A 21,537-nucleotide genomic window follows, 5' to 3' on the forward strand; every position below is an offset into this window, starting at 1 on the left:
CTACTCTTTCACTTTCATCACTTTTGCTACAGCATCCTCTTCCTCAAATTTGCTGTCTAGCTTCGCTGTGAGGACAATAATAAATTTACGGCTGCGAATATCTTTTTCTACTTCAATTCGAATATTACGAGAGAAACCTACGATAATATTTTTAGGGTGTGTCAACAAAATATCTGATACGTCTGTTCCCGCTTCGTCATATGGCTGCATATTGGCAAGACCTTTGACCGGCACACCAAATGCAGAAGAGAGTCCGCCTTGAATGGCCGCATCTCCAAGGCCTGTCTGGCGGTTTGCTACTTGATCCTTCCATTCAACTTCTAAGCTTGGGGATGTGTAGAAACGGAAATCCTGAGGTACACGTAAATATTTTGACGGCATCGCTTTATAGGCTTGCTTAAACATTTGGCGGCTGATTTCCGCTCCGTTTGCATCTACGATATGAGAGACTGCTTGTTTTCTCACGCCATCCATTTGAGCTAAAAATGGATCTGCTGAAGTCGTATCGCCATTGACGATGAGCTCTTCAATGTCAACGGCTGCTCGTTCAGCGAGCATTTGCATAATCGTCTGCTGAATTCCGTCTTTCTCAATATTGTTTTCAATGCTGTCATAGGTCATATGAATCTCTGCGATGACCTCTTTCGCATTTAGCTGGACAGTGCTTGTCGCTGGGACAACACGGTCTTTCGCATCAAGTGCTTTGCCTTCTTCTGCTGGGCGCAAAATACGCTGGCCAAAGCCAATTTTTTCGATTTTTTGTGAATCACTTTCCATTGGAATGATACGTGCATCATTTAAAACGGTTGGTGTATTTTGCATCATTCTAATGAATGTGTTGGATTGGGTTGCGTTCATGAGACCGCCGGTTTTTAAGCTGGCAAGTGTCATTTCGGCCTTGCGAATCAACTCTTGATTTCTCACACTGTTTCCTCCTTATTTAGGCTTATAGTAAGCCATCCCATATGGGCTTTGTACTGTCGTTTTGTGTATCGTGGATTGTTTGTTTTGACATACCGCGCGCTTTTTCAAGCATGTGAATCCGCTCTGAAATAGGCAAAAGCTGCTGCTGAAGCACTTGCTCAAGCGCTGCTTTTTCTCTGCTGGCTGATTTCTCTAAGGAAGAAAGCTGATGACGAATCGGTGCAACGACTTGCTCAAGCACCTTTTGGACAGGTTCTTCCTCTGTTTGATCTGTTTCCTGCTGTTCTGCCTGCTGTAAGACGTGTTCAATGGCCATTTTTGCTTTTTCAAGCTCTTGTACTTGCTCCGTTGTCAGAGCGGCATCTTGTTTTTGTACGGAGGCTGGCCTTTCACCAATCGTTTGAAGCACATCCTCTGTCTTCAAAATGTCCTGCACGATTGGCAGCAATTGCTCAAGCGCTGATCTTACACCCGCCTCATCACCATCACTTGACTGTAAGGCTTCCAGCAGATGGTCTAAAACGCTCCAAAATTGTTGTGACATGTTTGCACCTTCCTCTTTCAAAAAGAAATTTTTCAGCAAAGAAAAAAGCCCTCTCTCATTTGTGCTTTGAGATAGGAGCTGATCTTGTTCTTCTATTGCTACGATGTCCGCCGTTCCAGCCATTGAATACCCTGTAATGTGGCCTTTCTGAATTTGATCCCAAATCTCTTGGGAAGCCTTTGTTACAAGTACCCAAGATCCTTTTCGAATCAGCTCACCGCCTACCTCAAAATCAGCGGGGGCAATGTATGATTCAACAACCTCGCCCACACCATGTTGAAAATCATGCTGCTTGTCAATGTGGCGGGCATCCTTCATAAAACCATGTGCCGCTCTTTCAATTTCTTTGGCAGACATAAAGTCTTGATGTGCATCAGGTGTATTCGGTTCATACACGACACCATACACAAGGCGATGAGCATCTTCTGCCTTTGTCAGCACACTAACCTCCTTTTGAAAGTCAGGCTGGCTTTTCTTTGCCTTCATCAAAAAGAATTTCTTTTTGTTTGCGGCTCTGTCCACATAGGAAACATGCGTAATTTTTGCGTTTTTTAATTCTCTTGGCATATGTTCACCCCCTTTCAAAAAAGCGCATGCGCTTCGGTTTATTTCTTCAACTGATTGGCCTCTCGTTGAGGCTCTTGTTCGGCTGATGTCATGCGGCTTTCTAAAGGTCTGTGATAGAGATCCTCCGGCCATTCCTCTAACGTTTTCCCAAGGATACGTCCTGCTAGATCTCGCAAATCGTTTGGTGACACTGCCCCAGCCTGAATAAACGGTGTCAGAACCTTGGCAATCTCTAATGGATCTCTAAAGTCAGGACCATTTAATAGGAAACGAACATGCCAAATATCAAGATCCGGCAAGAAAAGGGTATTGAGCTTTCCTGTGATGAGATGCCGTTCAGGCTGAAATACCTGTTCTTCTGTTGTTTTTCGCGCCGTATCGGCTGTCGCTTTGTTATAGTCTTGAGACTCACCTGTGTAAATAGGCGGCAGGCGAAAAGCAGATCGGATTTTGTTTCTTGTTTTTTCATCGTATTCTAAAAAGAGTGCATCTTCTTGCAAGATCTCTGCTAGGGATTTGAAGTTCACTTTGACATTTGAGACATCTTCTTCTCCAGTTAACCCTTTTTCCGTCGGGAGACCTTCGACTTCAAGCAATAGAAATTTATGTGCATGATCAGAGCCTTCAATATCGTCCATATAATCCTGAAGCTGCTGATAGGAAGACTCAGACAGCATTCCATTTTCGACAATGATGGCACCAGGTACATGCCGCCCTTGTTTAAAATAAAGATAGTTCAATTCTTCTGCCTTGCGTGCCCCATACATATTGACGATGTTGCCAATCCAGCGGGGAATCCCATACGTTCCACTGCCTATTTTAAAATGAATCACTTCTGTTGCGCGCAGCGGCTCTGGGGTGGTGTCATCGTATTTGCCTGTTTCACAATGTAAAATGCGCGGATCACCATACTCCTTGAAGAAGACTTTCTTTTCATTGATCACCTGCACATATTTACGGAATCGTTTCTTTCGATTCATTGTTTTCAATTCGCCGTTTTCTGTATGCCGGAATTCAACGTCAACTGGCTCACTAAGCTTGCAAATACGGATATGGAGCGCATCTAAATACTCGATTCCTGCCGGCTTTCCCTGACCATCTCGGAGAACCTCTAAAAAACCATTCCCCGTTTTCTCCCGGTCTTCGATGACATAGCCAAGCACCACATCAGCAGACTCATCATAGTTCATGTATTTCGTAAACTCTTCAAGCCTTGTCCATTCCTTCTCTGCTGCTTTCTTTTTTGCCGGTTTCACACCTTCTGCATTAAAGTCAAAGGCATATTCTACACCAAAACCAAAGCCTAAAATATTGGTCTTATACGCATCAATACATTGCTGAAGAATGGTTGAATATTCTGCCATGCTTTTTAATTCATTGATATTGTAAGGCGGGGGAACAATGTCATCTTTTTCGTAGGAAAATTCATCTGCATACATTTGTTTTGTATGATCAGACATGTTTGCCTTCATAATGGTTGCTTTCAATTGTTTCATTGTATGGACCTCCTCTCTCTGTGTGGACGGACACGCTCTGAGGCGGTCTGCTTCAAATCTGTCACTTCATAATCATCCAGCGCATACCAGATGGCTGATAAAGTGTGCGGATCGATTTGAAATTCATCTTCCTCTAGACGTCCATCCTTATCTGCCTTATAGGTTAGTGATTGAAGTTCATAGATGGTATATGGACAAGCATCAGAACAAATAATTTTCTTAAACCGTTTGATTTTTTTTGTATACTGCAAACGTGAGCCTTGGAACTTATGTGCCGCTACCATTTGAAAGCCGCGCTGCCGAAAATAGTGAATGGTTTTAGGTTCGGCTGCGTCGGCTTTAATCAGTTCCTTTGATTCAATGAACTCTTTCAAGTCAGTGGCTGTTTCATCATCTGTTTTCCCGCGGTCGTAATATTCCCAATAAATATATAAGTACTTTTTTTCATGATCGACAGCTAACCGAATGAGCGCATTGTATGATTCAACAAATCCAAAATCCATGCCTGCTCGTTTCAGCGGTCTGTCAATCTGCTGAATGGCTTCTAATACATCAGAATGGCTTCTCACCTCAAATTGAGGAAAAACCTTTGTGCCATTAATGCCGAAATACCCCTTCCTCGCAATGCGATAGAGATCTGGATCATACTCTTTCAGCTCATCCAGCTGCTTCACGTAGCTTTTAGGAAGGAATAGGTTATCTTCCGCCGTGGAGTGATGGTAATACGTATCCTTGATGACAACGGTTCGCTTTTTGTATAATGTTTCGTCATCTAAAACAAATCGCTTCAGCTGTTCATCTCGAAAAAAATGTCTGTACGTCCAATTATCCTGACCAACAGGATTCGTCGATAACATCATATAAAGCGGTAAGGATGGATGCCTCAGCCTTCCAAGCAGCTCTTTAAAGCCTTCATAAGAAACCTCTGAACATTCCTCAATCCAAATGATCGAAATGTTGTTGATCGATTTCAATTTTTCAGGCTTGTCCAGTCCTTTAAATAGGATGCTGCTGCCGTTTCGAAATGTTAGTGCAAGCGGCGAACTTCGGCACTTTACCACGTGGTCGATGCCGAGGTCGCTGACGATCTCTTGTAATAAAGAAAAGGTTGATTCGCGGTGCGTATCATACACCTCTCGAATGACAAGTGCTGTCCGCTTTTCTTCCAGCAGTTTTAAGACAAGCTTTAAAGCAATGTGATAGCTTTTGGATGAGCCATAGCCTCCTACTAAAAATTGAAACTTTTGATTCCAATCGAATAGAAAGTGTTCAAAATGAGGATTGACTTCTTTTTCAATCAATGGCGTCATGAGTCGTCCTCTTTTCGCTTGATCATGATTTGAAGATCTTCCTCTTTTTCTTCACGCACTGCTTTTTTCGTTTTTTCGATTGTCAGTTCAATTTGCTTCAGCCTTAATCTTCGTTCATCCTTCGCATGTGCGAGCTCTTCAAACTGTTTTATTAAACGCCTGAGTTCACCCATTGCACGGGATTGTGCATTTAAAAACGTCGCATGCCGATCCCATGAAAATTGAAACGAATATTCTTCTGAGGTGATGTCTAGTTCTGTCTGAATGCCTTCTCCTGTTTCTTCTAATGAAGAAGGCATGTATGCCGCCTTTTTCAGCTCTTTGATCATGTCCTCTTGATCTGCTACATACATGATTCGCTGCGCCCGAATAATGGCTGCATATTGAATTTGAATTTGATCCCAGATTAAATCAAGCGATGTGCGTCCATCCATTTTCTCCATGATTTCAATCGTTTCATCTGAAAGAAATTGATTGAAAATCGAGTGTGCTTGCTTTGACGAAGTTTTTTGTCTTTGCCATCCGTATCGCCTTTTCCACGATTTGACGGTATGGATCGAGACATTGTAATGATCAGCAATTTGCTGGTACGTCATCCCCTTCATATAATCCTGCTTGGCCTCTATCCGTTTATCTTTCATTTACATTCACCTGCCGCCTCCTTTTAATTCGAATGATTCCCTCTGAAGGAATCATTTGTGTAGGGCTAGCAAACATTCGTTTGGTCTTTCTAACTATAGGTGGCAACTGTAAGACAAGCTTTCACTGATTTATTTTCGGATAGAAAAAACGCCTATTCAGCAGCTCTGAATAGGCGTTCTTGTACTTTTTTGGACATCTTCGTCCGCGCTCTTTCCATATGTTTTTGGACAGTTCCTTTTTTGACATCCAGCATAACCGCAATCTCGCTAAACGATAACCCTTGTGTTGTGTGCATAAAGAATACGTCCTTTTCTCGATCTGTTAAAACAGACAAAGCTTCATCAATTCGTCTTTTGTCTCTCTCACTGACTTCTCTTTCTTTCTCTTGAATAAGGGTATATTCATGTGATAAAGCCTCTAACACTTCTGGATTTGCGAGAATGGTACGCTGATAGACTGAACGTCTGTCTAATCCTCTGCGCGCACCTGGCTCTCTTCCGATTTGAAGCCATTCTACTACGTATTCCAGATCGCTTACCATACTGGCGATCATTTTTTTATCATGCTTGTCTTGAACGGACAGCTGATGTTCTTCTTTTTCTTTAAATGGTTCATATTGTTTTCTAGCATTCTTTAAAGCTCTTTTATATTCAATGAGTAAATCTTGCATATTGGCTCTCTCCCTTTTTTTAAGAAAATAAAAAACGGACACCAATCAGGCCCCCTTTTAGCAGGGTCTTGATCAGTGTCCGCAGGCTTTCCGTCTTGGACATAATATTGTGCTTTGATGTGTTCAGTCAGTTAGCTGATTTTAAAACCAATCTCGTGATCTACTCTTGCAAAATGACCTTTTGCCGTTTGAATAATGGTTTTTCCATGTTCAGGTACATCCATTTTATAAGCCGTTCCTACATTCCCATCTAACACGATGACTTGAATTTTTCCTTTTTCCATCTCACCGACAAATGTTTGGTTTTCTTGAATGAATAGTTGTTTTGGCTCGTTCATCTGCTTGTCTCCTTTTTTGGTGATGGCCTCGTGCCACCACCTACCGTATTGATAATGATTTCAACTCTTGGACACATACTATAAAACTGGGAAACTCTTAAATCGACCATCTGCAGAGGGACTTCATCAGCTATAGAATGAAGTGCTTCTTGAATATGCTGTAGATTCGGCTGAAAGATGCTGACGTGTACTGGGCGTATCAACCCTTTTTCTGCGTATGTACGCTTTTTTTGGCAGTCAGCTATGTCAAATGGCATGTGATCAAATAAACGAATTTCAAGTGATAGTGCGCCTTTTAATTTTTGCGGGCATTGCCCTTTTGCAGCTGATCGTAATCTTTTCATCAATGTCTCTTTTGTTAACAAATGCTCATGTTCAATAATTAAATGGATGACCATGTTATGATCTCCCGTCATCCTTTGACCACTGGCGGATGTCTTGTTCGTTTTTACTCGCTTTGAGCAAGCATTTCAAAAATGTCATGATTTGCTTCCATCGTTTCACGTTGCCCTGATTCCTCCTTTTTTGTATCATCGACCTTAGCCTCCAGGAGGGTCATATATGTCTCTTTCTCTTCTGCTGTGGCAAAAACAAACATTGGTTTCTGACGATGAAAGGCGATACAGCCGCCAGCTTGGTCTAAACAAAGCTGCGCTTCTTTTCTAGCATCAAACGTCAGCTGATGTCTCATCTTCTTCAGCTCCCTCCAAGCTGTCCTCAATTTCTGTTTGGTATCCATATCGTTTCATGTCATATAACCAATAGCTTTTTGGATAACCAAAGTCACTCATCTGAGTCACCATTGGATGTTCAATATTCATTCTGCTCGTCTCCCCTTTTCTAAGAACCGATCTTCTTTTAAAGGATTACTCTTTTCGTGTAACTTTTGGCCAAAAAAAAAGCTCTTGAACCCCGGTATTCAGCAGATCTGCAATATGCTTTGCTATTTCTAAGCTAGGCTTCGTTCTGCCCATTTCGATATTCGCATAGCCGCTTGTGTACTTATATCCCAATTTTTTCGCCATATAGGTTTGTGTTTTTCCTTGCAATATGCGCTCTTCTCGTAAATTTTCAAGTTTCATCTTTCCACCTCTTACTCAATATGTGTAAGTTATATTCATTATGATAATATACACGAAACGAGTAAGTCAACCGCATTTTTATTCTTTTTGTGTATTTATTTATCTTTTCCGTGTAATTCATGATAAAATTTATTCATAACATGAAAAAAGGTGTTTCTGATGGATAATTTGACTGGGAAGATTCTAACTGAATTAAGAGAGAAGCATGGATGGAGCAAGTCAACAGTTGCTAAAAAACTCGGATTAAAGGCAATGTCCACTTATGCAAACTGGGAATACGGCTTGAGAAAACCCGACGGTGAAATGATTGTGAAAATTGCCGAGTTATATGGGGTCTCAACCGATTATCTTCTCACAGGTAAGGACAAAGGCAGACCCGATGACGATCTTGCAGACGATCCTGATTTGCAAATTGCGTTTAAAGCAGCCTCAGATTTTTCCGAAGAAGCACGAAGACAAACCATCGATTTTATTAACTACATTAGAGAGAAAGAGAAGCAAAAAGGTCGTCAGCCAAAAAAGCGTGACGACAATTGATCATCTCTTTTCATCTGCTTTACGCTGGGACAAACCCAGCTTTTTTTATACCTCTTTTTCCCTTAAAAAAGAAATAGCATATGAATAAAAAATCATGTCTTTTCCAACAAATATGTGACAATTTTCACCATAATTACTCTTTTTTTCATATATATTAATTGACAAATAATTCTATTATTATTAATATATGTATATACCAAAAAAAGGAGTGTTACCGATGAAAAAATTCATGAAAATCTGTACATTGTCTTTAGCTGCTGTAGGTGCTCTTACGTTCTCTCAAACTGAAGGTGCTCATGCAGCTGCACAGCCAAAAGAACCAGTCATAGCAAAAGCTCCTATTATGAATAAAGTAATTACGGTGAACCGTACACTTTCTGTAGGTTCTTCAATCGCCGTCTCTCTTCCAGCAAACCAAATTTCTGTGTCGGGTGCAACGTATGCGATTCAATTAGATCAAACAGCTCCAAACTTCACTTGGATTCGCGCTGTACAACGCGGTTCTGTAACAGTTTCCTACTATAATTCACTAGGCGAGCTTGTGATTAACTATATTACTGTTCGATAAACAATCTAGCTTTACATATCTAAAGGCGATGACATGAAGTCATCGCCTTTTGGTGTTTAGAGTTGGTTTCATCTGAATCATGATTGCCAACATCCGCCCAATATGTTAACTTTTAATAAATATAAGTTAACATATTAAGGGGGCATTCATGATGAGAGAGCAGCTGTCTTTGTCTTGGGAAGCAATAGCGGAGAAGGCGATGAAAAATGAACCGATCACGGCGCAAGAGGGTCTAGACATTCTTGAAGCTGACGATAGAGAATTGTTACCTATTATGCATGCAGCCTATCAAGTGCGATTTCATTTTTTTCAAAAAAAGGTGAAATTAAATATGATTTTTAACGCGAAAAGTGGATATTGCCCTGAGAACTGTGGATATTGTTCACAGTCGATGATTTCAAAAGCACCAGTTGAAAGATATACAATGCTTGATCAAAAGACCATTGTAGCTGGTGCGCGTGAAGCTCTCAAAAGAAAAGCCGGGACTTATTGTATTGTGGCAAGCGGGAGAGCGCCTTCTCATAGGGAATTAGATGAAGTCACAGCAGCAGTCAAGGAGATCACTGAAACAATGCCTTTGAAGGTGTGTGCCTGTCTTGGGTTATTAAATGAAGAAAAAGCGAAGCGGCTGAAGGAAGCGGGTGTTCATCGGTATAATCACAATATCAATACACATCATGATCATCATGCTCACATTACGACAACTCATACATACGATGACCGCGTGTCGACCATTGAGCAGGTCAAACAATCTGGCATGTCACCTTGCTCAGGGGTCATTATTGGAATGGGTGAAACCAATCAGCAAATTGTTGAAATGGCTTTTGCGCTCAGAGCACTTGATGCGGATTCAATTCCAGTCAACTTTCTTCATGCCATCGAAGGAACACCGCTTGAGCATCAAAAACGAACACACCCGATCAAAGCATTGAAAGTGCTGGCAATGATGAGATTTGTCAACCCAACAAAAGAAATTCGGGTATCCGGAGGCAGAGAGTTTAATTTACGGACACTCCAGCCGCTCGCACTGTATGCCGCAAATTCCATTTTTGTTGGTGATTATTTAACAACAAAAGGCCAGCAAGTCCAAACGGATCATCACATCATTGAGGATTTAGGGTTTGAAATAGAAGAATGTGCGTTATAAAAGAAGTCTGCCGATTCACCGGCAGACTTTTAAGATTAGAATCTTTTATGAAAATCGACAGTTCCGCTTCCATCTTCTCGGTCAAAGCTGCCAACAAACGTCCAGTTAATATATCCACCGTCACCATTGTTGACAAACGTACCATCTTCAAATACCCAAATACCAAACGTAATACCGTCATATTCAACACTATCATAGTAGACAACATTGTTCAGACCGCTAAAGTCGTGGTCTTGGCTTAAGTTTTGGACAACTACGTTGTAGTTTTGACCTGCTTCATAGAACGCACTGTATGCCGCATTTTTTACGAATCCATCACGATTTTGAGATGATTTTACTGCTTGTTCAATTTTATCGGCAATGGCTACTGGATCAATTGAGACACTTCCATCAACACCTGTTGTTGTAGCAGCTTCAGCCGTTTGACCAAAAGTCGTAAGAGATAGAGGGGCAGCAATCATTGACGTAGCGATGACAGAACCAACAAACATTTTGCTTGTTTTTCTCATTATTTCTAACTCCTCCTTTAATTGGTATGTTTATGTACTACCCCCTCATCTGTCTCTTAAACACTAATTTATGAAAAAAATTCTTATTCTACCAATTAAGAGGGTATTTTTACTGTTTAATTAGGCGAAATCACAAAAAAACTACTCTTATAAAAGAGTAGTTTTTTCAGATTGTTGACAAAGGGCTAAAATGATGTTTATTTTAGCTCTTTGTCTTTTTTTCAGCATGATAGAAAACCTTTGCAGTCTAGGAAGGATGAGCACTGGCGCGGAGCGAATTTGACATTCGTGAGCACCAGCGCGCAGGACTGACAAAGAATGCGAGGGTTTGTCTACACGCTGAAACTACTCTTATAAAAGAGTAGTTTACAGTATTACATGAACAGGATAAATAAAATCACACCTAGGATAATTCGGTATATCGCAAAAGGCACCAGTTTGATTTTATTGATCAGTTTTAGGAAGAATCGAACAACAAAGAGAGCCACAACAAACGCACTCACAAAGCCGACGATAAAGAATGGCAGCATATCCGGTGTTAAATATTCGGCATTTTTCACAAGGGTTAACAAGCTTGCTCCTGCCATAATCGGCATCGCCATGATAAATGTAAAGTCTGCCGCAGCACGGTGATTCAAACCAAGAATAACCCCGCCTGCGATCGTTGAACCTGAGCGCGAAAATCCTGGCCATAATGCTAAACATTGAAACAGTCCAATATAAAGCGCCTGTCTGTAAGTCATGTTATCGACAGAGCTTGTTTCTGTTTTCCGTTTATTGATCCAGTCAGCGACAAGCATCAGAACTGCCCCTAAAATCAAACCGACAGCGACTGTTCTGACGTCAAATAAGTATTTATCAATATAATCTTCAAATAAGAATCCTAAAATGACGGCTGGAACAAGTCCAACTGCAATTTGGGCGATAGTCAGTTTATGCCCGCTGCGCTTTTGCTCTTCGGTGATATTTTTCTTTAAGCCCAATAAGTTTAAAATACGATCTTTAAACACGATCATGACAGCTAAAATTGAGCCTAACTGAATCACGACTTTAAATGTGTTGGCCGCTTCTGGCGTAATAATTTCCTTTGATTTTAACCAAAGATCATCGACAATGATCATGTGACCTGTAGATGAAACAGGTGCGTACTCTGTTAATCCTTCGACAATTCCTAAAACCAGTGCCACGAATAAATCCCATAGATTCATGATTTTCTTTCCTTTCAATTCTGATCTTTTGAACACGCCAAACATCTATGTCCACATAAAGACAAGCTTCCTTCATCGAAAGCTCGTCTTTATGATACTATATTTTTTTCAAAAAAAGATTATGACATCAAACCTTTTCTTCTTTATACAAATTAGACCGCATTTTGAACCAATCAAATAAGTGAGTCGTGATGACCTTCAGAACGGCATACGTCGGAATAGCGACAATGATGCCGACCACGTTGAACAATTTACCAGCTGTTAATATAACAAAAATAATCGTAATGGGATGAATATGAAGGTTTTTCCCCATCACCTGAGGAGAAATGAATTTCCCTTCAACGAGCTGAACCACTGTCCAGACTATAATGAGTTTTAGCAGCATTACTGGTGACGTCACAAGTGCAATCACAATCGCTGGTGTAATCGCAATTGTTGGACCAAGGTAAGGCACTATGCTTGTACATGCAGCAATGATAGCGAGCAGCAGCGCATAGTCAAGTCCAATGATCATATAACCGATTAACAGAAGAACACCGATACAGAAGCTGACAATGATCTGTCCGCGAATATACGAGCTTAGACGGTGGTTCATTTCGTGAAGCATGATATGTGTATGTTCCCTCATTTTACTTGGGAAAAATTTCAATAGATAGTCAGGCAGCTTTTTACCGTCTTTTAATAGATAAAACAGAATAAACGGCACAGTCACGATCGAGATGATGACTTCTGTGAGCGCCCCTAAGAATGTTCCTACACCGGTAAAGGTGCTTTCCAAAATCTTCGTCGCTTGACTGGATGCTTTACTTACTAATTCAGACACGTTAAAGTTCATCGAGTTTTGCACTTGATTAATAAAGTTACTTCCTGTTAATTGTCTAATTTGATCTTCTACTGTATCGACGTATTTCGGAAGATTATGAAAGAGACTCATGGTTTGAGCTTGTAAAAAAGGAATAATGGACACGATGGTCACTGTAATAATCCCAATAATGACAATATATAAAAGCAAAATGGAATAGATCCGCTTGATTCTTGCTTTCTCTAGCAAGTTGACAATTGGATTTAATAAATAATACACGACCCCCGTTAAAATAATCGGTAAGGCAATGGTTTTGACGAGTACAATGAGCGGTGTGAAAATAAATGATGTTTTCATGAAAACAAGGATATTCAATCCAATTAATAACAGGACGAGTAAAAAGAGAACAAACTTGTTATCAAGAAAAAATTTTCTAAATCGACTGCTCCACATTTGCATAGAGTTCATATCGTTCCTCCAAACACGGGCTATTTTATGAGTAAATTGTACACTACTTGATCATGATATGGTGGTCATTGTTTCAGCTTTTTTTCCCATTTTGCAATAGACATCACCCATACAATGAGAATCGGCTGTCCAACAAGCCTTATCCATAGCAAGGCTTGTTCTGTATTTTCTTGACCTGGAAATGGTATTCCCTCACGAGCAGCAAATAAGTTTGCAGGGAAAATGAGTACAAGATAGACAGCAATGGATTTTGCCGCTGTAATCCTGACATTTGGCAAAAGCAGCAGCACGGCCAGCAGCCATTCAAAACATGCAGTCGCATAGACCATTACATATGGAAATGGCCAGCCTGGCATCATGCGGGCAAAGCCGCTCGGCTCTATCACATGAAAAATACCAGCCGCTATGAATAAAAGCGCAAAGATGTATGTACTTCCTATATGCAGGACGCGCTTCATGTTTCCTTCTCTCCCTTCTATCCTGAGTATTACCCGAAGAAGGAAGAAACTACCCACTTTTCGTACATTTATATCCTTTATGTAAGACGTTTCAGCCTATATAAAGGTTTCATCCGCTTATCAATAAAAAGAATATTCTTTCATACAAACGCTTTCAAAGCATGTATAATCAGAGAAAAGCAGAAGGAGGGAATCACATGATTCGATTTGCTGTCATCGGAACGAACTGGATTACAGATCGGTTCTTACAAGCTGGTGAAGAACTAGCTGATTTTACATGTACAGCCGTCTATTCACGGTCCGCTGAAAAAGGACAGGCCTTTGCCGAAAAATATGGGATTGATACGGTTTTTACGAACTTACAACAAATGGCGGAAAGTGATACGTTTGATGCCGTGTATATTGCGAGTCCAAATGCCCTTCATAAAGAGCAAGCCATGTTGATGATGGAGCATCAAAAGCATGTTTTATGCGAAAAACCATTCGCCTCTCATCGAAAAGAAGTGGAAGAAATGATTGCCACAGCGAAAAAACATCACGTTTGTTTGATGGAAGCGATGAAAACGACATTTCTGCCTAACTTCCTTCAAATCAAACAGCATCTTGATCAGCTTGGACCTATCAGGCAAGTGGTCGCGCATTACTGTAAATATTCTTCAAGATACGATGCCTATCGAAGCGGCGAGCTTCCAAATGCCTTTAAGCCTGAGCTATCCAATGGTTCTTTAATGGATATCGGGGTGTACCTCGTTTACCCAGTCATATCCTTATTTGGTCTGCCGAATCAAATCACCGCGAGAGGCTATAAGCTTTCTTCTGGTGTGGATGGGAACGGTTCAGTCCTTTTACAGTATGACGGGCATCAAGCACTTCTTTTTCATTCTAAGATTTCAACGTCTCATTTATCGGCTGAAATTCAAGGCGAGGATGCTACAATGGTGATTGATCAATTCCACCGTCCTTCACAAATTACGATATATGACCGTGACGGACATCAAACTGACATCTCTCTCAAAGATGATCAGCCAGCTATGTCTTATGAAATGAATCATTTTATTGAGTGTATTCAGCAGGGAATGGGGCAGTCTCCGGTCAATACATTTGCCTTATCTGTTCAAACCATGTCCGTCATGGACGAAGCGAGAAGACAAATGGGCGTGATGTATCCTGCCGACAGACAAAATGTATAGGGCATGGTAGGGCATGAAATGATGAACAAAGGGCGAATGATTGATTTGTTCGCCCTTTGTTTTTTTACGTTTTGTGTCAGTTATTTATTTTGCCGCTAACACATCCGCAAATGCTTTCACATACGGCGGAAGGTCAGGAGGGCGTCTGCTGGAGATGAGGTGGCCATCTGTGACGACTGCCTCATCGAACCAGTCCGCACCAGCATTTGTCATATCATCTTTAATACCAGGTGTACTTGTCACTTGTCTGCCTTTCAGGATTCCTGCTGATATCAGCACCCAGCCGGCATGACAAATCTGACCGATTGGTTTTGCCTTCGCATCAAATGTACGGACGATGTCTAATACTTCTGGATAACGGCGCAGTTTATCAGGCGCCCATCCACCAGGGACAAGCACAGCATCATAATCATCAGCTTGAATGGAATAAAAATCTGCATCGGATACCGCCGGCACACCATACTTCCCGATGTACTCATGATTTGCTTTTTCACCTACAAGATGGACAGTTGCTCCCTCTTCTCTTAATCGCAGAACCGGATACCACAGCTCTAAATCTTCAAAATCATCGCTGACAAACGCAATGACCTTCTTATCTGATAAACGCATACTATCTCTCCTCTTCTTTCGATTTCCTCTATTGTACGAGATGTCCTGTTAAAAAGAAAAGCGGTTCCCCTTGAGGAGAACCACTTAACCTTATTCACTAATCTTGAATTTTTTAATTAAATCACGTAATTCTTCCGCCATTTGGGAAAGAGTCGTAGATGAAGAACTAATCTCTTCCATAGAAGCAAGCTGCTCTTCAGCAGATGCTGCGATATCTTGGATGCTTGCTGAACTCTCTCTTGATACATCTGCAATTTCATTCACTGCTTTAGAAATTTGCTCAGATCCTTTCGACAGCTCGCGCACCGTTGTATTCATTTCATTCATTCTTGCTGCGATTTCCGCTGTTTGTTCATTTATTTGTGAGAAGCTTTCTTTCGTTTGATCTGTAATTGTAAGACCATTCTTCACTTCTTCATTCACTGCTTTGAACATATTTTGAGATGTTTCAATTTCAGTGACGATTTCATTTACAAGCTTTTCAATTTCTTTTGCTGAATCCGATGATTGAACCGCTAGTTTACGCACTTCTTCGGCAACAACAGAGAATCCTCTGCCTGACTCGCCTGCGCGTGCTGCTTCAATGGCGGCATTTAGTGCAAGTAAATTCGTTTGATCCGCAATACCGTTAATCACGCCTAAGATGTTTGTGATATCTTTTGATTTATGCTCTAGCCCGTTGATCACGCCTTCAGCTTCTTTCACTGAATGGTCAATCGTCTTCATTTGGCCAACAGTTTGCTCCACAAGCTGTCCGCCTGTTTCCGCAACTGTTTTTGATTGAATAGATGACGATGTGATAACATCAGACGTTTCGGCAACTTCGTTCAGACCCTCATTCATTTGTTTTAAATGAGCCGCGCTTTGCTCCACCATTTCGCTTTGATTTTCGTTGCCGTTTGAGAATGTTTCAATAGATGATGTAATATGTTCGGTTGCTTTTGTTGTTTGACCTGCGCTCGCCGTCAGTTCTTCAGATGATGAAGCGACATTCTCAACAGATGTTTGTACAGCTTGAATGACATCTCTTAGGGACTCACTCATTTCATTAAAGCTTGTGCCAAGCTGTCCAATTTCATCTTTTGAGCGAACATCAATTTTTTCTGTCAAATCTCCCTGACTGATCTTCTTCGAAGAAGAGACAAGAGTGGAAAGTGGTTTTGTAATGGAACGGATGATAAAGAAGATTAGAATCCCGCCAATGATAAGCGCGCCTGTTAAAATAATAGCGGCCATGTTAAAGACTGGCTGTGCAGCTTCTTCTACTTCACTGACAAACATCGTCCCGACAATCTTCCAGCCAGTCGCCTTGTTTGTGGTGAACTCCATTTGCTTTTCTTTTCCTTCAAACATGTAGCTCATAGCTCCGTTATCTTGTGAATACAGTTTTTCTAACCATTCACCACCAGATATTTTTGTTCCTGCTTTTTTCTTTGGATGCGCCACATATGTGCGATCTGGACTTCCAATAAAGGCAAAGCCTTGTTTCCCAATGTTAATGCTATTGGACTCTTTAACTAGATTCGCAATGTCTAGGTTCATCGCGATGACGCCTGATCCATCCTCTAATTTTTTAGAGATGGTCACCACAAGTGTACCGGTTGAAGCCGTTGCATATGGTGCTGAAACAGACAGCTCACCGTTTTTCGCCCAGCCGTCTTTATACCAATCACGCTCAGTTGCGACATAATCGGCAGGCATTTTTTGATTAGGATATCTTGAAAACACTTTACCGTCACTTGAAGCGACAAAAATGCCTTCTGTGTCATCATTCATGCTCATGAACTGCTCAAAGCGTCCTTGAATATCGGTCGTTCCTTTTTGCTTGAGCTTTTTCTCCGTGATCCATTTGCTAAAGAAATCGGCTGCGTCTGTTTTCACTTTTACAACCTTCGTAATATTTTTATCTAGCTGCTCTACGTTTTCCTTAGCGCTTTGCATAATTTGATCATTTAAGGAGGTGCTTGCCGTATGGTATGAAGAGAATGCCAATACGATGATTGGGCATAAAAGAATAAATAAGAAAGAGAATACGAGCTTTTTTGAAATAGATGGCTTTCTGAAATACTGTATGAATTTCATAAAAAAGAAAACTCCTTTTAGTAAGATAGTATATATATCGGAAGTACTACTAGGTTCTTTACTTTTTTAACTTATTAAAGTCTAAATAAGTCCAAATTACCCAATTTATATGCATCGAATGGAAAAACACCTGACGTTTTGACGTCAGGTGTTTCGCTACTCTCCTCTTACATTTTAAATTGTTTAATGAGCTCCCTTAGTTCTTCTGCCATCTGAGATAAAGTGGCAGAGGATGAGCTGATCTCTTCCATAGATGCAAGCTGTTCTTCTGCTGATGCCGCGATATCTTGGAAGCCTGCTGAGCTTTCTCTTGAGAGCTCTTTGATTTGATTCACCGCATGAGAAATATCATTTGAGCCATGCGATAGCTCTTTGGCTGATCCGTTCATTTGTTTCATTTGTTCTGTCATTTCTGATGTTTTATCAGTGATTTTCTCAAAACTCACTTTCGTTTCATCTGTAATGTTTAATCCAGATTGTACTTCACCTGCTACTTGTTTAAACATTTTCTGCGATTTTTCTATTTCCTCCACAATTTCGTTCGTCAGGCTTTCAATTTCTTTTGAAGAGCTTCCTGACTGCTCTGCCAATTTGCGGACTTCTTCTGCGACAACAGAGAAACCTCTGCCTGCTTCACCTGCTCGTGCGGCTTCGATCGCAGCGTTTAAAGCAAGGAGATTCGTTTGATCCGCAATACCGTTGATGACCCCAAGAATGTTTGTAATATCCTTTGATTTCTGCTCCAAGCCTGCAATGACAAGCTCTGCTTCTTTTACTGCCTGCTCTATGGTTTGCATTTGACCTGCTGTTTTTTGAACGAGTTCTCCTCCAGCCTGAGCGGTTCTGCTCGATTCGATCGACGATTCCATCATATGAGAGGTTGTGTCGACCATATGCGATAAGCTCCGATCCATTTCGTTTAACTGGACTGAGCTTTTTTCGATCATATCATTTTGATGTTCAGTGCTGTTTGAGAACTGTTCAATAGATGATGTGATATGCTCAGTCGCTTGAGCTGTCTGTCCTGCACTTGCCGTTAACTCTTCAGACGAAGCAGCCACATTTTCAATGGAATTTTGGACAGCTTGAATGACTTGCTTCAGCTTTGCTGACATGTCGTTAAAGCTCTGCGCTAGCTTACCAATTTCATCGTGCGTACGAACTTCAATATGCTGGGTCAAATCACCTTGACTGATTTTCTCAGCCGATTCAGAGAGCTCTATCAGTGGCTTTCGAATCGATTTAATAATAAAATAAATCGCGATTCCGCCAATGGCAATCGCAGCCGCAAGGATAATCATTGTTAAGTCGAGCACTGGCTGTGCGGCTTCTTTTACTTCATTCACATACATCGTTCCAGCTAGCTTCCAGCCGGTTGCTTCATTTGTGGCAAAAAACATTTGCTTCGGCTGGCCATTGTATTCATATTCAAAGCTGCCTTCTTTTTTATCATATAGTTTTGAGATGAAGTCACCAGTCAGCTTTGTCCCCGCCTTATCGGTTTTATGGGCCACATAACGCTGATCTGATGTGGCGATAAACGCATAGCCTTCTTGGCCAATTTTGATGCTGTTTGTATCTTTTACAACCGTATTTAAGCGTACATTCACCCCGATCACACCAGATCCATCTGCTAGCTGTTCTGATATTGTGATGAACAGGTCATCTGATGACTTATCGGCAAAAGGATCTGAAATGATGAGTTTCTTCTCTTCCATCGATTTCTGAAACCAAGTTTCATTTTTTGCGCTCTTTGCATTACCTTTGTGAATCTCCGAATATTCAGTTAGTTTACCATTTTGATCTGCAACAAATACTTCTACTACATCGTCATCTGTTTCCGATAATTGCTCTAATTTCACTTTGAGTAAATCTTTGTTTTTAGCAGTCAATTCACCCTTTTTGATCGATTTAGATAAGTATGAAACCATGTCAATTTTAGGCTGTATATCTTTATTAATGAGTTCGTTTAATTGTTGAACACCATTTGCAGCACTAGACATAATCTCATCATTAAGAGACTTTGATGCCACTTCATAAGAAAATGCAGCCAATACGAGAATTGGCACTAGGAGAATCGCTAAGAATGCAGTAATTAATTTCTTCGACATCGTAAAGTGCTTAAAAAAGTTGATTTTTTTCATGACTCTACTCCTTTTGATTTATGATTTGTGGTCTTCCTCTTCTATTCTTAGGTAATATGAATTATTTTTCAAGGAATAATGTTCAAAAAATCCAAAAAATAAGTATAATTACCCATTTCTTTTGATTTACTCAATGAAAAAGAGCCTCTATCTGGAGGCTCTTTTCTTCCTGTCTATTCAACCTTAAATTTGCTAATTAAATCGCGTAATTCTTCTGCCATAGAAGAGAGTGTGGCAGAGGACGAGCTGATTTCTTCCATTGATGCCAGCTGTTCTTCTGCTGAAGCAGCAATGTCTTGAATATTTGCCGAGCTTTCACGTGATACGTCTGCGATCTCACGAACAGCCTCTGACACATGTGCCGAGCCTTTTGAAAGCTGAACAACGGTTTGATTCATTGTTTGAAGCTGGTCAGAAATTTCTTTTGTCATTTCGAAAATATTGTGGAAGCTTACTTTCGTTTGTTCAGTGAAGCTTAGGCCTGATTGAACTTCTCGATTCACCGCAGTGAATACTTCCTGTGATACGTCGATGTCTTGCACGATTTCTTTAATCAAATTCTCAATTTCTTTTGCCGAGTTGGCAGATTGAACCGCCAGTTTTCTTACTTCTTCTGCTACAACGGAGAAGCCTCTGCCAGATTCACCAGCTCTTGCTGCCTCAATCGCTGCATTTAGCGCAAGTAAATTCGTTTGATCGGCAATTCCATTGATGACACCCAGAATTTGGGTAATGTCTTTCGATTTACTTTCAAGTGCACTGATGACATTTTCTGCTTTTTTCACGGACTGATCAATGACATTCATTTGAGAAGCGGTTTTTTCAACAAGCTGGCCGCCTTCCCCTGCGATATCTGTTGATTTGATCGATGAAGCAGTAATGGATTCAGCCGATTCATTCATATTCTGAAGACCGCGGTTCATTTCCTCTAACTCTTCTGAGCTCAATTCGACTTTATCATTTTGGCTTTCATTTCCGCTGGAGAATTGTTCAATGGCTAGTGTAATATGCTCTGTTGCTTTACTTGTTTGTCCTGCGCTGGCAGTCAGTTCTTCTGATGAAGATGCGACATTCTCGACTGAAGTTTGAACGGCTCCAATGAGAGATCGCAATGAGTCAATCATCGTATTAAAGCCTTTACCAACTTGTCCAATTTCGTCATCTGACTGGATCTGAAGCTTATCGCGTAAATCACCTTCGCTGACTTTTTTCGAGAAGCGGGCAAGATTGGATAATCTTTTTGAAATAGAGCGGACGATAAAGAAAATGAGGGTTCCTGCAACAATGAGTGTGACACTGAATACGATAATGGCTGTATTGAAAACGGGCTTTGCCGCTTCTTCTACTTCAGATACGAGCATCGTTCCACCAATTTTCCAGCCAGTTAATTCATTGGTGACATATGCAACCTTTTTATCTGTTCCTTTGAGGGTATAGCTGCCGCTTCCTTCTTTATTTTTAAAAATAATACTGGCTAGATTTTCATTGACTTGACTTCCTGGCTTTTGGGTTGGATCTGCTAAAACTGTTTTATCTTTCTCCATGATGAAAGCATAGCCTTTTTGCCCAATTTTGATTTCTTTTAGTTTTTGGAGCAGGCTGTCAATTTCCATATCAAGACCAATGACACCTGAACCATCTTTCATTTTTTGGGCAATTGTGATAACCATTTTGCCTGTGGATGCTGCTACATATGGTTTTGTGATGACTTGTTTGCCGTTTTCTGCTTTCAATGCCTCTTGATACCATGGACGTTCTCTTGGATCGTAGCCATCTGGCATCTTTTGAACTGGATATTGCATAAACAATCCCTTTTCAGAGCCTGCATAGATTGCGGATACATCTTTTTCATTAATTTTTCCAAATTGCTGTAATTCTTTAATGGTCGCATTTCTATTTTTTTCTTGAAGATTAGACGCTTTGAGCGAGTCTGAAAACAGTGTCACAGCATCTGATTTGTTGCCAATATTCTCATTGATTAAGGTATCAAATGCATTAACCTGACTCATCGCACTGCCCATAATCTGTTTGTCTAGCTCTGTCTTTGATGTAAAAAACGCACTAATTGTCAGTGCCACAGTTGGCAGAATAAGGACGACCAAAAAGGCAATGATTAATTTCTTTGAAATGGATGGTTTTTTGAACCATTGGATCATTTTTCCCATTTTAACTTTCCCCCTTTACTTCTCTAAAGTTATTATCGGATGAAAGGTGTATTTTTAGAGGCTGGAAATGACGTTTA

23 protein-coding genes and 3 pseudogenes are annotated in these 21,537 nt (G+C 40.7%); 4 read left to right on the plus strand and 22 right to left on the minus strand.

The features are described from left to right. The 11 genes from AAYR28_RS14250 to AAYR28_RS14300 all read right to left on the minus strand — a co-directional run bounded on the left by AAYR28_RS14250 (window position 1) and on the right by AAYR28_RS14300 (window position 7,573). Complete coding sequence (locus tag AAYR28_RS14250; RefSeq protein ID WP_024425904.1) at window positions 1-924, minus strand: phage major capsid protein; 924 nt, start codon at window positions 922-924, stop codon at window positions 1-3. Window positions 925-946: 22 nt separating this feature from the next. After that, window positions 947-2,035: an XkdF-like putative serine protease domain-containing protein gene (locus AAYR28_RS14255; protein WP_034624551.1), complete on the minus strand. Its 1,089-nt coding sequence runs from the start codon at window positions 2,033-2,035 to the stop codon at window positions 947-949. Window positions 2,036-2,073: 38 nt separating this feature from the next. Further along, window positions 2,074-3,531, minus strand: a complete 1,458-nt coding sequence (locus tag AAYR28_RS14260) for a phage portal protein (protein WP_345808862.1) — start codon at window positions 3,529-3,531, stop codon at window positions 2,074-2,076. After that, on the minus strand, window positions 3,528-4,841 hold the full coding sequence (locus AAYR28_RS14265; RefSeq protein ID WP_412056638.1) for a PBSX family phage terminase large subunit: 1,314 nt from the start codon (window positions 4,839-4,841) through the stop codon (window positions 3,528-3,530). The genes AAYR28_RS14260 and AAYR28_RS14265 overlap by 4 nt, the downstream gene beginning before the upstream one ends. After that, window positions 4,838-5,482: a phage terminase small subunit gene (gene terS / locus AAYR28_RS14270; RefSeq protein WP_024425907.1), complete on the minus strand. Its 645-nt coding sequence runs from the start codon at window positions 5,480-5,482 to the stop codon at window positions 4,838-4,840. The genes AAYR28_RS14265 and terS overlap by 4 nt, the downstream gene beginning before the upstream one ends. Before the next feature lie 152 nt (window positions 5,483-5,634). Continuing rightward, the gene (locus AAYR28_RS14275; protein WP_024423267.1) at window positions 5,635-6,153 is read right to left on the minus strand and encodes a sigma-70 family RNA polymerase sigma factor; all 519 of its coding nucleotides are present in this window, start codon (window positions 6,151-6,153) and stop codon (window positions 5,635-5,637) included. A gap of 131 nt (window positions 6,154-6,284) precedes the next feature. Continuing rightward, on the minus strand, window positions 6,285-6,491 hold the full coding sequence (locus AAYR28_RS14280; RefSeq protein ID WP_024423268.1) for an XtrA/YqaO family protein: 207 nt from the start codon (window positions 6,489-6,491) through the stop codon (window positions 6,285-6,287). Continuing rightward, the gene (locus tag AAYR28_RS14285) at window positions 6,488-6,889 is read right to left on the minus strand and encodes a holliday junction resolvase (protein ID WP_345808863.1); all 402 of its coding nucleotides are present in this window, start codon (window positions 6,887-6,889) and stop codon (window positions 6,488-6,490) included. Before AAYR28_RS14285 ends, AAYR28_RS14280 begins: the two co-directional genes overlap by 4 nt. 50 nt (window positions 6,890-6,939) lie before the next feature. Beyond that, a complete protein-coding gene (locus AAYR28_RS14290; protein WP_345808864.1) occupies window positions 6,940-7,182 on the minus strand; it encodes a hypothetical protein in 243 nt (80 codons plus the stop codon). Then, a complete protein-coding gene (locus tag AAYR28_RS14295) occupies window positions 7,160-7,312 on the minus strand; it encodes a hypothetical protein (RefSeq protein ID WP_162860191.1) in 153 nt (50 codons plus the stop codon). Before AAYR28_RS14295 ends, AAYR28_RS14290 begins: the two co-directional genes overlap by 23 nt. A gap of 45 nt (window positions 7,313-7,357) precedes the next feature. After that, on the minus strand, window positions 7,358-7,573 hold the full coding sequence (locus AAYR28_RS14300; protein ID WP_259455901.1) for a helix-turn-helix transcriptional regulator: 216 nt from the start codon (window positions 7,571-7,573) through the stop codon (window positions 7,358-7,360). Between the two features lie 159 nt (window positions 7,574-7,732). Between AAYR28_RS14300 and AAYR28_RS14305 the strand changes: the two genes are divergently transcribed. The 3 genes from AAYR28_RS14305 to bioB all read left to right on the plus strand — a co-directional run bounded on the left by AAYR28_RS14305 (window position 7,733) and on the right by bioB (window position 9,825). Continuing rightward, window positions 7,733-8,110: a helix-turn-helix domain-containing protein gene (locus AAYR28_RS14305; protein ID WP_024425910.1), complete on the plus strand. Its 378-nt coding sequence runs from the start codon at window positions 7,733-7,735 to the stop codon at window positions 8,108-8,110. Between the two features lie 217 nt (window positions 8,111-8,327). Beyond that, on the plus strand, window positions 8,328-8,678 hold the full coding sequence (locus tag AAYR28_RS14310; protein WP_120207590.1) for a hypothetical protein: 351 nt from the start codon (window positions 8,328-8,330) through the stop codon (window positions 8,676-8,678). Between the two features lie 151 nt (window positions 8,679-8,829). Continuing rightward, window positions 8,830-9,825, plus strand: a complete 996-nt coding sequence (gene bioB, locus AAYR28_RS14315; protein WP_024425912.1) for a biotin synthase BioB — start codon at window positions 8,830-8,832, stop codon at window positions 9,823-9,825. Between the two features lie 35 nt (window positions 9,826-9,860). On the opposite strand, the gene AAYR28_RS14320 is transcribed toward bioB, so the two are convergent. The 4 genes from AAYR28_RS14320 to AAYR28_RS14335 form a co-directional block, all read right to left on the minus strand. Further along, window positions 9,861-10,334: a hypothetical protein gene (locus tag AAYR28_RS14320; RefSeq protein ID WP_024423274.1), complete on the minus strand. Its 474-nt coding sequence runs from the start codon at window positions 10,332-10,334 to the stop codon at window positions 9,861-9,863. A 374-nt stretch (window positions 10,335-10,708) separates the two neighbouring features. Beyond that, window positions 10,709-11,542 carry an undecaprenyl-diphosphate phosphatase gene (locus AAYR28_RS14325; RefSeq protein ID WP_025094210.1) on the minus strand — a complete coding sequence of 278 codons (834 nt, stop codon included), beginning with the start codon at window positions 11,540-11,542 and terminating at the stop codon, window positions 10,709-10,711. 127 nt (window positions 11,543-11,669) lie between these two features. Beyond that, window positions 11,670-12,812, minus strand: coding sequence for an AI-2E family transporter (locus tag AAYR28_RS14330; protein ID WP_024423275.1), 1,143 nt, complete (start codon window positions 12,810-12,812; stop codon window positions 11,670-11,672). 65 nt (window positions 12,813-12,877) lie between these two features. Next, window positions 12,878-13,270 (minus strand): DoxX family protein, encoded by a 393-nt coding sequence (locus AAYR28_RS14335; protein ID WP_120207592.1) that lies wholly within the window; start codon window positions 13,268-13,270, stop codon window positions 12,878-12,880. 197 nt (window positions 13,271-13,467) lie between these two features. On the opposite strand from AAYR28_RS14335, the gene AAYR28_RS14340 reads away from it, so the two are divergent. Beyond that, the gene (locus AAYR28_RS14340; RefSeq protein ID WP_120207594.1) at window positions 13,468-14,460 is read left to right on the plus strand and encodes a Gfo/Idh/MocA family protein; all 993 of its coding nucleotides are present in this window, start codon (window positions 13,468-13,470) and stop codon (window positions 14,458-14,460) included. Between the two features lie 84 nt (window positions 14,461-14,544). On the opposite strand, the gene AAYR28_RS14345 is transcribed toward AAYR28_RS14340, so the two are convergent. The 7 genes and pseudogenes from AAYR28_RS14345 to AAYR28_RS19100 form a co-directional block, all read right to left on the minus strand. Then, a complete protein-coding gene (locus tag AAYR28_RS14345; RefSeq protein WP_024423278.1) occupies window positions 14,545-15,069 on the minus strand; it encodes a type 1 glutamine amidotransferase domain-containing protein in 525 nt (174 codons plus the stop codon). A 90-nt stretch (window positions 15,070-15,159) separates the two neighbouring features. Then, complete coding sequence (locus AAYR28_RS19075; protein WP_369877314.1) at window positions 15,160-16,113, minus strand: methyl-accepting chemotaxis protein; 954 nt, start codon at window positions 16,111-16,113, stop codon at window positions 15,160-15,162. Next, window positions 16,105-17,151 (minus strand): annotated as a pseudogene (locus AAYR28_RS19080) (HAMP domain-containing protein); the annotation flags it as partial. The gene AAYR28_RS19075 and the pseudogene AAYR28_RS19080, both read right to left, overlap by 9 nt. 167 nt (window positions 17,152-17,318) lie before the next feature. Further along, window positions 17,319-18,266 (minus strand): methyl-accepting chemotaxis protein, encoded by a 948-nt coding sequence (locus tag AAYR28_RS19085; RefSeq protein WP_369877313.1) that lies wholly within the window; start codon window positions 18,264-18,266, stop codon window positions 17,319-17,321. Continuing rightward, window positions 18,258-19,295 (minus strand): annotated as a pseudogene (locus tag AAYR28_RS19090) (HAMP domain-containing protein); the annotation flags it as partial. The pseudogene AAYR28_RS19090 and the gene AAYR28_RS19085, both read right to left, overlap by 9 nt. A 173-nt stretch (window positions 19,296-19,468) precedes the next feature. Next, a complete protein-coding gene (locus AAYR28_RS19095) occupies window positions 19,469-20,419 on the minus strand; it encodes a methyl-accepting chemotaxis protein (RefSeq protein WP_369810484.1) in 951 nt (316 codons plus the stop codon). Then, window positions 20,414-21,460: pseudogene (locus AAYR28_RS19100) on the minus strand (HAMP domain-containing protein); the annotation flags it as partial. The gene AAYR28_RS19095 and the pseudogene AAYR28_RS19100, both read right to left, overlap by 6 nt. Window positions 21,461-21,537 lie beyond the last annotated feature (77 nt).

It is taken from the genome of Bacillus safensis, from assembly GCF_039619585.1.
In the GTDB taxonomy this organism is placed as follows: Bacteria; Bacillota; Bacilli; order Bacillales; family Bacillaceae; genus Bacillus; species Bacillus safensis.

Excerpts from the sequence above, each read along its gene's own strand:
- AAYR28_RS14265 (WP_412056638.1), bottom strand. The coding sequence starts at position 4,841 with ATGACGCCATTGATTGAAAAAGAAGTCAATCCTCATTTTGAACACTTT.
- AAYR28_RS14285 (WP_345808863.1), bottom strand. The coding sequence starts at position 6,889 with ATGGTCATCCATTTAATTATTGAACATGAGCATTTGTTAACAAAAGAG.
- AAYR28_RS14260 (WP_345808862.1), bottom strand. The coding sequence starts at position 3,531 with ATGAAACAATTGAAAGCAACCATTATGAAGGCAAACATGTCTGATCAT.
- AAYR28_RS14335 (WP_120207592.1), bottom strand. The coding sequence starts at position 13,270 with ATGAAGCGCGTCCTGCATATAGGAAGTACATACATCTTTGCGCTTTTA.
- bioB (WP_024425912.1), top strand. The coding sequence starts at position 8,830 with ATGAGAGAGCAGCTGTCTTTGTCTTGGGAAGCAATAGCGGAGAAGGCG.
- AAYR28_RS14295 (WP_162860191.1), bottom strand. The coding sequence starts at position 7,312 with ATGAATATTGAACATCCAATGGTGACTCAGATGAGTGACTTTGGTTAT.
- AAYR28_RS14320 (WP_024423274.1), bottom strand. The coding sequence starts at position 10,334 with ATGAGAAAAACAAGCAAAATGTTTGTTGGTTCTGTCATCGCTACGTCA.
- AAYR28_RS14310 (WP_120207590.1), top strand. The coding sequence starts at position 8,328 with ATGAAAAAATTCATGAAAATCTGTACATTGTCTTTAGCTGCTGTAGGT.
- AAYR28_RS14345 (WP_024423278.1), bottom strand. The coding sequence starts at position 15,069 with ATGCGTTTATCAGATAAGAAGGTCATTGCGTTTGTCAGCGATGATTTT.
- AAYR28_RS19085 (WP_369877313.1), bottom strand. The coding sequence starts at position 18,266 with ATGTCAGCAAAGCTGAAGCAAGTCATTCAAGCTGTCCAAAATTCCATT.
- terS (WP_024425907.1), bottom strand. The coding sequence starts at position 5,482 with ATGAAAGATAAACGGATAGAGGCCAAGCAGGATTATATGAAGGGGATG.
- AAYR28_RS14280 (WP_024423268.1), bottom strand. The coding sequence starts at position 6,491 with ATGAACGAGCCAAAACAACTATTCATTCAAGAAAACCAAACATTTGTC.
- AAYR28_RS14330 (WP_024423275.1), bottom strand. The coding sequence starts at position 12,812 with ATGAACTCTATGCAAATGTGGAGCAGTCGATTTAGAAAATTTTTTCTT.
- AAYR28_RS14275 (WP_024423267.1), bottom strand. The coding sequence starts at position 6,153 with ATGCAAGATTTACTCATTGAATATAAAAGAGCTTTAAAGAATGCTAGA.
- AAYR28_RS14305 (WP_024425910.1), top strand. The coding sequence starts at position 7,733 with ATGGATAATTTGACTGGGAAGATTCTAACTGAATTAAGAGAGAAGCAT.
- AAYR28_RS14340 (WP_120207594.1), top strand. The coding sequence starts at position 13,468 with ATGATTCGATTTGCTGTCATCGGAACGAACTGGATTACAGATCGGTTC.
- AAYR28_RS14290 (WP_345808864.1), bottom strand. The coding sequence starts at position 7,182 with ATGAGACATCAGCTGACGTTTGATGCTAGAAAAGAAGCGCAGCTTTGT.
- AAYR28_RS19075 (WP_369877314.1), bottom strand. The coding sequence starts at position 16,113 with ATGAGTGAGTCCCTAAGAGATGTCATTCAAGCTGTACAAACATCTGTT.
- AAYR28_RS14300 (WP_259455901.1), bottom strand. The coding sequence starts at position 7,573 with ATGAAACTTGAAAATTTACGAGAAGAGCGCATATTGCAAGGAAAAACA.
- AAYR28_RS14255 (WP_034624551.1), bottom strand. The coding sequence starts at position 2,035 with ATGCCAAGAGAATTAAAAAACGCAAAAATTACGCATGTTTCCTATGTG.
- AAYR28_RS14325 (WP_025094210.1), bottom strand. The coding sequence starts at position 11,542 with ATGAATCTATGGGATTTATTCGTGGCACTGGTTTTAGGAATTGTCGAA.
- AAYR28_RS19095 (WP_369810484.1), bottom strand. The coding sequence starts at position 20,419 with ATGATTGACTCATTGCGATCTCTCATTGGAGCCGTTCAAACTTCAGTC.